The following is a 12,235-nucleotide window of genomic DNA, read 5'->3' on the forward strand; positions in this document are numbered from 1 at the left end:
TGTGTTAATAAATTAAAAAATTTAAAAACGAAACTGACAATTACAGTTTCGTTTTTTTGATTCGTATGCACAATGAGTTGTGAAGAATGACTAAAATGGTCGATAAATCTAAAGTTATACTAAAGTAGTGTGTAATGATCCGAAATATAAATCAAAAAATGTTAAGATAAGACCAACCAAATTTCAATCTAAATTTTTGGTAAGTAACTTTACAATGTTGTGGAGGACTAGTATAATACGGTTCTTAAACTATTAAAACAAATAATGAAAATAGAGGGGTATGTTGATGGCATATTTAGAGCTACGAGACATTAAGAAATCATATTTCTTAGGTCAAGAAGAGTTTCCAGTTTTAAAAGGAATTGATTTAGATTTTGAATTAGGTGAATTTGTTTCGGTACTGGGTGAGTCTGGTGGCGGAAAGTCGACGTTAATGAACATTATTGGCGGATTGGACCGTAACTTTGAAGGTAGTGTGACAATTTCGGGCGAGAAATTAAATCATCGAAAAGAAAAGATGTTGGATGCTTATCGTCGAGGTACGATTGGGTACATCTATCAATCATACAATTTGATTTCACATTTAACTGTGTTGGACAATGTTTTGATTTCGCTTGATATGACAACTTTAAGTCATAGTGAACGAGAAGCTCGGGCTAAGGAGCTGTTGGAACGAGTTGGATTGGGTGATCAAATGAAAAAGCATCCTAACCAATTATCGGGTGGACAAAAACAACGAGTGGCCATTGCACGGGCCTTGGCTCCAGATCCAGAAGTCATTATTGCTGATGAGCCAACTGGTGCATTGGATTCACAAAATACAGTTGAAGTTTTGGAACTCTTACAAGAAATTGCTGAAGACGGTAAGCTGGTGATTGCTGTGACGCATTCCCAAGATGTAGCCAACCATGGAACTAGAATTGTCCATTTGGCAGATGGAAAAGTAGATGGAAATTCACGAATTCATGATGCTTATCCAGTGGGACAACGAACAGAAAAAATTCAATCTAAAGCAATGCCACTTTCAGCTAGCTTCCAAAATGCCTGGAAGCATTTTTCGCATAACTTCTGGCGTAATTCGTTAATTATGATTGGGACGGCTATTGGCCTCTTTGCGGTTTTGCTTTTCTCTGGAATTGGGAATGGAGTTAACGCTTATATTCAAAAGCAAGTTGGGGATTTAGCTAATCCCAATTATCCAACCATCATGAAAAATGTGGTTTCTAATAAAGAAGCCAAGGGTAAAGAATCATCTGAATTAATGCAGAGTACCATGCAAACTATGATGACAGATTATAAAAAAGCAACGATGTCACAAGATTACTTGAATCAGATTAAAGATGTTAAGCATGTTAAAAAGGTTACGCCTGGTTACATGTTTACGAATGTGACGGTTTCATATCAAGGAAATGATATTCAAACTCCACAATATCAAAGCTGGACACCAGCTTATAGTGATTCAATCATTAAAGCCGGACACGCACCTAAGGATGGAGAAATCGTCGTCGATAAGAAGACATTTGCCCAAAAGGTTAGTGCAGATAATTGGAAGTCAATTGTTGGCAAAGATGTCGATTTGACATTTGTGGCATACGATGAAAATAATGTGCCAAAACCAATTACTAAAACCTTTAAGGTGGCTGGAGTGGCCGAATCACAAACGGGGGCCATGGCTGCTACGACCGAGGCTACGATGCACCAAGTTTTGGAAGAAGCTGGGGCTAATACCGATTATACGTATGCCTCAGTTGAAATTGCGGACACTAAAAATGTTAAAGCGGCCGTAAAGGATATTAATGCCATTCAAGCTGATGGTCAAAAGGCATTCTTGGCAATTTCGGTTGGTTCAATTCTAGACACTATTAATACAATTGTGAGTCTAGCAACGAATGTCTTAGCTGCCATTTCAGGAATTTCATTAATTGTGTCAGCGCTGATGATCATTGTTACGATGTATATGTCTGTTTCTGAACGGACGAAAGAAATCGGAATCTTAAGAGCTTTGGGGGAATCAAAGCGGGATATTCGCCGTTTGTTTACTTCTGAGTCGATTATTATTGGTTTGTTATCAGCGGCATTAGCATTGGTGATGGCATACGGTCTTGGATTCTTATTGAATACGGCTTTGTATAAAATTGCGAAGTTTAATATGATTCAAGTCAGCGTGTCAAATGTTATCTTTACGATTATAGTCGCTTTGGTCATTTCATTCCTTGCTGCTTTGATGCCGGCACGACGAGCTTCACGTTTGAACCCGATTGATGCTCTAGCGGCTGATTAGTTTTAAATAAGTAAATGGGTTAATTTATAAAGCTATCTTGGTTGGTTAACTAAGGTAGTTTTTTATTATCATTGTTTAGAAATCAGGTTATGATGATGAGATTCATAGTGATTAATTTTGGAAACCATACTTTCCAATAAGTTCTTGGAAAAATTGCTATAAAAAGTGTAAAATAGTACTTAACATTTATTTTAGAGGAGACTACTAATGAATAAGAATGCATCAGAATGGCTCGCTGAGTCAATTAAATATGAAGATGATTTATTAAACGATTTGAAGACATTATTGGCAATTCCGTCAGTCCGTGATGATCAGGCGGCAACTCCGGATGCACCACTTGGCCCAAAGACGAAAGAAGCACTTACTACTTGGGAAAGTATGGCGCAACGGGATGGCTTTAAAACGGGTGATTTTAAGGGGTTAGTGGGATATGCTGAATTAGGCGATGCCGACGCAGCTGAATCAATTGATGTGATTGGTCATTTGGATGTAATGCCTGAAGGTGAAGGTTGGACGAAAGAACCATTTTCACCAGTTATTGAAGACGGACGTCTATATGCACGTGGTGCATCAGACGATAAGGGACCTTCAATGATTGCTTATTATGCATTGAAGATGTTAAAAGATATGAACGTTCCCATGAAGCGACGTGTCCGTTTGGTCATGGGAATTGACGAAGAGTCTGAGTGGATGGGAATGGAAGAATTCTTTGAAACAAATGGTTACCCTACCATGGGATTCTCACCAGATGCCGAGTTCCCAATTATTAACGGGGAAAAAGGAAATGTTTCCCAGGTTGTTCGCTTTAATGGGACAAATGGGGGAACTGTTGAATTACGTGACTTTAAAGCTGGTCAACGACCAAATATGGTGCCAGGAACAGCGGTAGCACATGTTTCCCTACAAGATCCACAAATGTTAGTTGCCGGATTAGAACGTTATTTAGCAAGCGAAAAGCGGGTTAAGGCTGAAATTGAAGTGAACGACCATTTGGCCACTATTACTTTCTACGGGAAGCAAGTGCATGGTGCCTGGCCTGAAACGGGATTGAATGCTGGAACATTCTTAGCAAACTATCTACAACAATATGACTTTGGTGGCAATGCCAAAGGCTTCTTAACTTTCTTGGGAACTGCAGTACATGATGACTCAACAGCATTTAGAATCGGGGCCTTAAAGCACGATGACTTAATGGGTGATCTTTCAATGAATATTGGAATCCAACGTTTTGAAGCAGGTGAAGATGGCTTTATTAACTTGAATTTCCGTTACCCACAAAACACTAACCCTGAAGAAATTGGGAATGCAGTTTCTAGTGCATTGACGCCTGACTTTGATGCCAAAGTAGCCATTGAAGGTCATGCGCAAGGTCCACATTATGTTTCAGGGGATGATCCACTGGTTACAACCTTGCTCGATGTTTATCGGAAGCATACTGGTTTACCAGCGGCAGAACGTGTGATTGGTGGCGGAACCTTTGGTCGCTTGTTAGACCGTGGTGTGGCATTTGGAGCAATGTTTGAAGGTGTTCCAGATACCATGCATCAACCGGATGAATTTTATCCAGTGGCCGATTTGACACGAGGAATGGCGATTTTTGCGGAAGCCATTTATCGTTTGGCTAATGAAGCATAATTAATTATAAAGTGAATGAAATCAGACTAGAATCAGTAAAGGTTAGTGATACTGAAGAATAGTTTGGTTTCTTTTTTCACGAAAGATTTAGGCTAAGGATTGAAAAAATGGCAAATGCAGCAAATCAAAAGGTGCTCGTGATTACGGGAAATACGGGGACCGGTAAAACAACGGTAGCCCGCTATTTAAACGAGAAATATCACTTACCGCAGGTAGTTACACATACAACTCGTCCACCGCGTGCTGGGGAAATCGATGGCCGTGATTATTATTTTGAAACTGAAGCTAGTTTTCCTAGTAACCATTACTTAGAGGAAGTTGTCTATAGCCACTATCACTATGGTTCATCATATGAGGGTTTAAATCGAGCTTGGGAAAAGGGACCTTTAATTACCATTGTTTTAGATACAGCGGGGGCCTTAACCTATGCCCAACAATTAGGGGAAAAAGTAGAAGTATTATATTTATCAGTTGATGATCAAGCCGATTTAACACAACGTCTGATCAAACGGGGGGATCAGTTGGCACGGATTCAAAAAAGAATAAATAGCGCTGAGTTCGTGCGCGATTTAGCTGTACCACCTGCCCTTCAGCAATATGCACACATGGTGGTGAATAACGATTGGATTCAAACCAAAAAAGCAATCGATGGTATTATTAAAAATATGTTAAAATAGATTAAGTAAAGTCGGGGCTTGTTCTCGACTTTTTTAGAAAAATTTGACAAATATAGCAATATTATGAGAAATTATACAGATAGATGAAGTTATTAATGAATTTTAAGGGGGATTTAATAATGTCGATGATTGAATTTAACCACGTTGGTAAGTATTACGGTGATTTTCATGCCTTGAAGGATATTAATTTGGAAGTTGAAGCGGGTGAAACGGTAGTTTTGATCGGCCCTTCCGGTTCTGGAAAATCAACGTTAATTCGGACGATTAATGGCTTGGAACCAATTCAAGAAGGTCATTTAATTGTGAATGGTTATGATCTGGCTGATCGTAAAACTGATATGAACAAAATTCGCAAAGATGTTGGAATGGTCTTTCAACATTTCAATCTCTATGCTAATAAGACGGTTCTAGAGAACTTAATGTTAGCTCCCCGTAAAGTTTTGAAGATGGATGAGGCTGAAAATAAAGCCAATGCGATGAAACTATTAGAAAAGGTGGGGCTGGTTGATAAAGCTGAAAAGATGCCATCATCACTTTCTGGAGGCCAACAACAACGAATTGCCATTGCGCGGTCGTTGGCAATGAAACCTAAAGCATTACTATTTGATGAACCGACTTCGGCTTTGGATCCAGAAATGATCAACGATGTCTTGATTTTAATGCAAGAGATTGCGGAAGATTCCGATATGACGATGCTAGTGGTGACCCATGAAATGGGCTTTGCCCGTGAAGTTTCTGATCGTGTTATTTTTATGGCCGATGGTGAAATATTGGAAGATACCCCCACCGCTCAATTCTTTGAAAAGCCTACAGAAGAACGAGCCCAACAATTCTTATCACAAATTAAGCATTAACGAGCCATTAATTTTAGAAGTGAACGCACCAAATAGGAGTTAATAAGATGGATAATTAACTGGAGGTTGGAAGGTTATGAAAAATTTCATAAAAGTTGGAAGTATTTTTGCCATCGCTTTAGGAATAACGCTTAGTATGGGTGGTCGAACTTTTGCGGATCAGCATAAAAATCAAGTTTTAAATCGGATTGAAAATAAAGATAAGATGGTTTGGGGGACGAAAGCGGATACTAGTCTGATGGGACTAATGAATATTAAGACCGGCCAAGTGGAAGGCTTCGACGTTGATGTAGCCAAGGAAATTACCCGGCGTATCAATCCTAAAGCGAAACCGGAGTTTGTACAAGTGACGTCAGGGACCCGGATTCCGTTACTAATTAATGGAAATATTGATGCGATTATTGCAACGATGTCAATTACGCCGGAACGAGCTAAAACGGTTGATTTTTCGAACCCGTATTTTAAAGCGGGGCAGTCGTTGATGGTTAAAAAATCTTCTGAAATTAAGAATATCAACGACGTTAATAACAAGAGTGTGACTGTTCTAGGCGTTCAGGGATCGACCTCTGTTGAAGTTATTAAAAAACGAGCACCCCAGGCCCGAGTATTGGCTTTAGCTGATTATGCCACTGCTTTATCAGCTTTGAAAGCGGGACAAGGTGATGTCCTAACAACTGATTCAGGTATTTTAGCTGGAATGGCCAAAGATGATTCTAGTCTAAAATTGGTGGGCGGTAATTTCACGCACGAGCCGTATGGAATCGCGGTCAAAAAGGATAATCCAAAGCTTGTCAAACAAGTCAATCAAGCCATTCAAGCAATGCAGGCAGATGGGACCTATGCCAAATTGATGAAAAAATGGTTTAGTGGAGTCCCAGGAATGAACTGGAAGGAGATGGCCAAGTTATGATTCATTTATTTAATACTTATAGTCATGAATTTTTAGTCGGATTTGGCTGGACGATATTATCAAGTGTGATTGCGCTATTTGGTTCACTGATCTTGGGAACATTTTTTGCCATTGTTGAAGTGATTCCGAACAAAATTACCCATTATTTGGCACGTCTGTATATTGAAGTCTTACGCAATGTTCCCTTATTAGTGGTAACTATGTTTTTCTATATTGTAATTGCTAATATTTTGAAAATTAACGGCTTTATGGCGGGTACGATTGGGTTGATGTTATATACTTCAGCATTTATCGCTGAAACCGTGAAAGCCGGAATTTTTTCGGTTGATCGCGGACAATATGAAGGCGCACGGTCCAATGGATTAAGTTGGTGGGAGGCAATGCGCTTAGTAGTATTACCTCAAGCTTTTAAATACGTGATTCCGCCGCTCGGGAACCAATTTGTAAATCTAGTTAAGAATTCATCAATCTTGGCCTTTGTAGCCGGCTTTGATTTAATGTACCAAGCAAATCAGATTTCACAATTAACTTTTGATACCTTCAATCCATATATTATTGTGGGAATTTTCTATTTGGTAATTACAATGCCAATTAGTTACTACATGCGTTATCTTGAAGACAAACTTGCACGGAGGGCCTAAATTATGATTGATAACTTTATTCAGGCATATTCATGGATTAACATGCGGTTTCTCTTAGAGGGAATGTGGGTGACCATACAGGTCGCATTCCTTTCAGTTGTTTTGAGCTTTGTGATTGGTTCCATTTTAGGGGTCCTTCGTTACGCCAAAATTCAAATTTTATCTGGAGTGATCGGATTTATCATTGATATTATTCGTAATTTGCCACTTTTGTTGATTATCTTTTTCACTTACTTTGCACTTCCCAAAATCGGGATTCAACTAAGCGTGATGGCCAGCGCGATCTTTGCGTTAACCATTTTTGAGTCAGCGATGTTAGCAGAAATTGTTCGGGGTGGAATTGTCGCGGTACCAAAGGGGCAATTAGAGGGGGCACTTTCCAACGGTTTGACTAAAAAGCAAGCCCTATGGCATGTTTTATTACCACAGGCTTATAAAAAAATGATTCCGCCGATTATTTCACAGTTTGTATCACTCATTAAAGATACGTCCTTGGCTACTATTATCATGTTGCCGGAAATGACTTATCGAGCACAAATTATCTATGCTCAACATCCAGCTGAGATCATTCCGATGTTTTTGATGCTCGCTCTCTTGTACTTTATTTTGAATTATTGCCTTTCAAAAACAGGGCAAATTATTGACAAAAGAATGGCGGTCTAACGTAATATGATATTTTGAGATAAAATAAAGATAAATTTAAAGGTTCAAGAATCACTATTCTTGAACTTTTTTTATTGGAAATGATGGAATTAGATTATTCTGATGTAAAAAACTCATGATTTGTGCTTCATGGTATAATAAATAAGACATTATTGTGAAGAGGAGACCAAAAATGAAACATTTTAGTCTGTTCCAATCTTTGCCAGATTTTTTTCAAAATAAGCGTCTAACACTCTTAGCAATCTGGGTTACCGTAATGGCGGTAATTGGAACTGTGTTAGCTTTTAGAGCGAATTTATTGGTTGGGATTGTATGGGTCATAATTATTTTATGTGCTCTGGTGTTTGTCTTTAACACCTTAAAAATTATTGGCAGTGATACACAAAAATACATTGCAGGACTTTCTTACCGCGTGAATCGAGGAGAACAGGAAGCAATTATTCAAATGCCATTAGGGGTTATTTTATATAATGAAGCGTTTGAAATTGATTGGGTGAATCCTTTTATTCAAAGAATTAGTGAACAGTCCAGTTTAATGGACCAAAAAATTGATAAAATTAGTTCAGTCCTTGCTCGGGTAGTCAAGGCTGCAACTAGTGATGATCATGATACGTGGCGAACCATTGATTGGCTAGGTCGGACATTTGAAGTACAAGTCCAAACGGATTTACGAGCGATCTATTTGCGCGATGTTACTGAAATTGCTCAAGTACAACGCAAATATGAAGCCAGTCGTCTGTTTTTTGGAATTGTTTCTTTAGATAATTTTGATGAAATTTCTGAACGATTGAATGATGCCGAATCGTCAACACTTCGTTCGCACGTAACGACGATGTTAACGGACTGGATGGAACAACATGAAATTTATGTTCGTCGATTAGCGCCAGATAAATATATGTTGATAGGTTATTATCAAGGTCTGCGTTTAGCAGAAAAAGATAAGTTTAATATTTTAAAGAGTGTCCGTGAAGATACCTCAAGTCAAAATATGCCAATTACCCTAAGTATTGGAATTTCATATCACGATGATGATGTGATGACGATGGCCAAAGCGGCGCAAACTCAATTAGATTTGGCTTTGGGACGTGGCGGTGATCAAGTTGTTGTTAAATCGCCACAACAAGATGCGCGTTTTTATGGGGGGACAACGAACCCAATGGCTAAGCGAACGCGTGTCCGAGCTCGCGTTATTTCGCAGGCGTTGAGTGAATTAATGAATTCAGCGGATCAAGTCTTTGTAATGGGGCATGCTCGTGGTGATCGTGATTCGATGGGAGCGGCCCTCGGGGTACGGCGACTTGCTAAAATGGTTGATAAACCCGTTTGGATCGTGAGTGATCCAGATGAAAAAAGGCACACCGATATGCAGATGTTATATAGTGCTATTCATGAAGATGAGCAGACTGCTGATGCGTTGATGAGTCCCAGTGATGTCTTAGCAAGAGCCACTGAACAGTCCTTGTTAATTATGGTTGATCATTCTAAACGGTCTATTACCGAGAGTAAGGAAGTCTACGATGCGTTAAATGAACGTTTGGTGATTATTGACCACCATCGGCGAGGTGAGGAATTCCCAGAGAAGTCGTTATTGGTCTATATTGAATCTTATGCTTCATCGACGTCCGAATTAGTGACAGAACTCTTTGAATATCAATCTAAAAATCGACGAGGTTTATCGAGAATTGAAGCAACAACTCTGTTGGCGGGTATTCAATTAGATACGAAGTCATTTACGATTCGTTCAGGGACACGAACATTTGATGCGGCTAGTTATCTTCGTTCAGTGGGTGCCGATGGTAAGTTAATTCAAAATTTCATGAAAGATTCTATGGAAGATTATCGCCAGCGTGCTGATCTGATTTCTAAAGCACAATTTTTGGGTAGTGATGCCATCGTAGTTGCTAACGATCAAAAGGCTTATGATTCTGTTTCGGTGGCACAGGCTGCGGATTCATTATTACAAATCGTAGGAATCGAGCGCTCTTTTGTGGTTGCAAGGCGTGACGAAAAAACGGTTGGTATTTCAGCCCGTTCAAATGGGGATAAGAATGTACAAACAATTATGGAGCGATTAGGTGGTGGTGGTCATTTGAGTTTTGCAGCGACCCAAATTAGTGGGGTAACCGTTGATGAAGCTGGTCAGCAGTTATACGCTGTCTTAAAAGATGAAACACTGCTTGATGAGGAGGAGTAAAAAATGAAAGTTATATTTTTAGAAGATGTTAAAGGACGCGGGAAAAAAGGGGAAGTTAAAGATGTCCCTGATGGGTATGCCAATAATTTCTTAATTAAAAATAAGAAAGCCGAAGTGGCAACGAATGCTAATGTTTCAGCACTGAAGGGGCAAAAGCGCGCGGCAGACCGTGAAGCCGCTGAAGAAGTACAGACTGCAGAAGCCTTGAAAGCTAAATTAGAACGAGAAGATGCAGTGATCCAGTTAAAAGCTAAAGCGGGCTCAGATGGTCGTTTATTTGGCGCCATCTCATCAAAGCAGATTGTGGTTGCGGCGGAGCAACAATTAGGGATTAAGCTAGATAAGCGCAAGATGGATATGAAGGAACCAATTCGATCATTAGGATATCGCAATGTGAAGGTAAAGCTCCATAAAAATGTGGAAGCGAACCTCCGCATTCATACTGATGAACAATAAAAATAGGGATTAAAATAATGGCAGATGAAGTCGTTGATTATAAAAATGCTCCCCAAGATAGTTTTGCGGAGCAAGCGGTTTTAGGGTCGATTTTGATTAGTACGGACCCCACAGATACTTTAGCGACAGTTAGCAGCATTGTCCAAGTTCATGATTTTTTTCAAACCAGAAATCGGTTAGTTTACCAAGCGATGCTCGCTTTGGATGATGCAGGTCGGCCAATTGACCCATTGGTTTTGCAAGACCAATTGAGCGGAATGAATCAACTCGAAAATTCAGGTGGGACGAGTTACCTGGCTGAATTGGGGATGGTCGTACCAATTGCGGGGAATGCCGCAACTTATGCACAGATCGTCAAAGATAAATCGCTGCGGCGCTCATTGCTAGATGTTTTAGCCGATGGAACAGAAGCAGGTTATACTGATATAGAATCAGTGGGTGATTTGATTGCTCGAATGTCTGGTTCGCTGGATAATATTGATATTAACGATGGTGACGCAGATTTCCAAGCTATCGCACAGGTCGTCAATGAGTCTTTTGATCAGATTGAGCGGAATGCACGGACTGATGAAAAAATTACTGGTTTAGCTTCCGGTTTTCGTGAATTAGATAATCTAACTACGGGCTTTCATCCAGGAGAAATGGTCGTCGTCGCTGCGCGTCCTGCAGTTGGTAAAACGGCGTTTGTATTGAACGTTGCTCAAAAAGTGGCAGTTATGAATCCAAGTTTGCCAGTAGCAATTTTTTCTTTGGAAATGCCAGCGGTCTCATTAGTAAATCGAATGCTGGCGTCTGAAGGAAATATTAATTCACAGAATATGCGAACCGGAGCATTGACGGATGAAGAGTGGAGTAAATTAACGATTGCGATGGCATCGTTAAGTGGCACCCAACTCTATATTGATGATACTGCGGGAATTAAAATTACTGAGATTCGTTCCAAGTTACGGCGTCTGAAGAAGCAAACTGGTCAATTGGGGTTAGTCATTATCGATTACCTCCAATTGGTTGAAGGAACGACCAACGAATCACAGCAACAAGCCGTCTCATCTGTTTCGCGGAATATAAAAAAAATGGCGATGGAATTAGAAGTTCCGATTATTGCATTGGCGCAGCTTTCGCGTGGAGTGGAGCAGCGTCAGGATAAAAGACCAGTACTTTCTGATATTCGTGACTCTGGTTCGATCGAACAGGATGCCGATATTGTAGGTTTCTTATATCGAGAGGATTATTACCGGCAAGAAGATGACAACGGTGATAGCAACGCTGCTGGGCAACAAGATGAAGATGGACCAATTGAATTGATTATTGAAAAAAATCGTTCTGGTTCACGTGGAACGGCAAAAATGCTTTTCCAAAAAAGTTATAGTAAATTTTCAAATTTTGATTATTATCATAATGATGACGATAATCCATTTGGTTAATATTAATCATGATAAATGTAATTAAAACCTTGAAAAAGAAACGCAAATAAAGTAGAATAATATTGTTGTGTTTGTGGCTTCCACAAACTGCAACCACTCGAACCCCGTTTTAAAGTCACAGACTGCGGATAAGGTGAGTCTAAGTTATATAATATATCTAATAGGAGGTCTCATACTCATGGCATCATATGCAATCATTGAGGATGGTGGAAAGCAATATAAGGTTTCTGCCGGTGACGTAATTTACGTCGAAAAGAAGGACGCTGCAGAAGGGGACAAAGTTGTCTTTGATAAAGTTGTCTACGCAGACGGTACTGTAGGTGCACCTTACGTTGACGGTGCTTCGGTTTCTGGAACCGTTGCTAAGCAAGGTAAGGAAAAGAAGGTTGTTACTTTCAAGTACAAGCCAAAGAAGCACTCACACAGTAAGCAAGGTCATCGCCAACCTTATACTAAGGTTGTCATTGACACTATTGCTTAATCGTACATCGAATATAGGA

Annotated in this window: 11 protein-coding genes and 1 other annotated feature; all 11 genes read left to right on the plus strand. The window is 39.7% G+C overall.

All coding sequences use genetic code 11. The features are described from left to right. Positions 1 to 286: 286 nt before the first annotated feature. The 11 genes from G7084_RS02585 to rplU all read left to right on the plus strand — a co-directional run bounded on the left by G7084_RS02585 (position 287) and on the right by rplU (position 12,216). Positions 287 to 2,281, plus strand: a complete 1,995-nt coding sequence (locus G7084_RS02585; protein WP_166009787.1) for an ABC transporter ATP-binding protein/permease — start codon at positions 287 to 289, stop codon at positions 2,279 to 2,281. A 207-nt stretch (positions 2,282 to 2,488) separates the two neighbouring features. After that, positions 2,489 to 3,916 (plus strand): dipeptidase PepV, encoded by a 1,428-nt coding sequence (gene pepV, locus G7084_RS02590; RefSeq protein ID WP_166009790.1) that lies wholly within the window; start codon positions 2,489 to 2,491, stop codon positions 3,914 to 3,916. 107 nt (positions 3,917 to 4,023) lie between these two features. Next, a complete protein-coding gene (locus tag G7084_RS02595) occupies positions 4,024 to 4,593 on the plus strand; it encodes a guanylate kinase (protein ID WP_166009792.1) in 570 nt (189 codons plus the stop codon). 119 nt (positions 4,594 to 4,712) lie between these two features. Continuing rightward, positions 4,713 to 5,447 (plus strand): amino acid ABC transporter ATP-binding protein, encoded by a 735-nt coding sequence (locus G7084_RS02600; RefSeq protein ID WP_166009794.1) that lies wholly within the window; start codon positions 4,713 to 4,715, stop codon positions 5,445 to 5,447. A 76-nt stretch (positions 5,448 to 5,523) separates the two neighbouring features. Next, a complete protein-coding gene (locus G7084_RS02605; RefSeq protein ID WP_166009797.1) occupies positions 5,524 to 6,357 on the plus strand; it encodes a transporter substrate-binding domain-containing protein in 834 nt (277 codons plus the stop codon). Beyond that, positions 6,354 to 6,998: an amino acid ABC transporter permease gene (locus tag G7084_RS02610; protein WP_166009799.1), complete on the plus strand. Its 645-nt coding sequence runs from the start codon at positions 6,354 to 6,356 to the stop codon at positions 6,996 to 6,998. Before G7084_RS02605 ends, G7084_RS02610 begins: the two co-directional genes overlap by 4 nt. A 6-nt stretch (positions 6,999 to 7,004) precedes the next feature. Beyond that, positions 7,005 to 7,661 (plus strand): amino acid ABC transporter permease, encoded by a 657-nt coding sequence (locus tag G7084_RS02615; RefSeq protein WP_166011670.1) that lies wholly within the window; start codon positions 7,005 to 7,007, stop codon positions 7,659 to 7,661. 172 nt (positions 7,662 to 7,833) lie between these two features. After that, positions 7,834 to 9,855, plus strand: coding sequence for a DHH family phosphoesterase (locus tag G7084_RS02620; RefSeq protein ID WP_166009801.1), 2,022 nt, complete (start codon positions 7,834 to 7,836; stop codon positions 9,853 to 9,855). 3 nt (positions 9,856 to 9,858) lie between these two features. Further along, positions 9,859 to 10,311, plus strand: a complete 453-nt coding sequence (gene rplI / locus G7084_RS02625; protein WP_166009803.1) for a 50S ribosomal protein L9 — start codon at positions 9,859 to 9,861, stop codon at positions 10,309 to 10,311. A 17-nt stretch (positions 10,312 to 10,328) separates the two neighbouring features. After that, positions 10,329 to 11,735: a replicative DNA helicase gene (gene dnaB, locus G7084_RS02630; protein WP_166009805.1), complete on the plus strand. Its 1,407-nt coding sequence runs from the start codon at positions 10,329 to 10,331 to the stop codon at positions 11,733 to 11,735. An 81-nt stretch (positions 11,736 to 11,816) separates the two neighbouring features. Then, positions 11,817 to 11,886: a sequence feature (ribosomal protein L21 leader region), on the plus strand. A 27-nt stretch (positions 11,887 to 11,913) separates the two neighbouring features. Next, positions 11,914 to 12,216, plus strand: coding sequence for a 50S ribosomal protein L21 (gene rplU, locus G7084_RS02635; protein WP_166009807.1), 303 nt, complete (start codon positions 11,914 to 11,916; stop codon positions 12,214 to 12,216). Positions 12,217 to 12,235: the final 19 nt, after the last annotated feature.

The sequence above is a fragment of the Weissella coleopterorum genome, from assembly GCF_011304355.1.
In the GTDB taxonomy this organism is placed as follows: Bacteria; Bacillota; Bacilli; order Lactobacillales; family Lactobacillaceae; genus Weissella; species Weissella coleopterorum.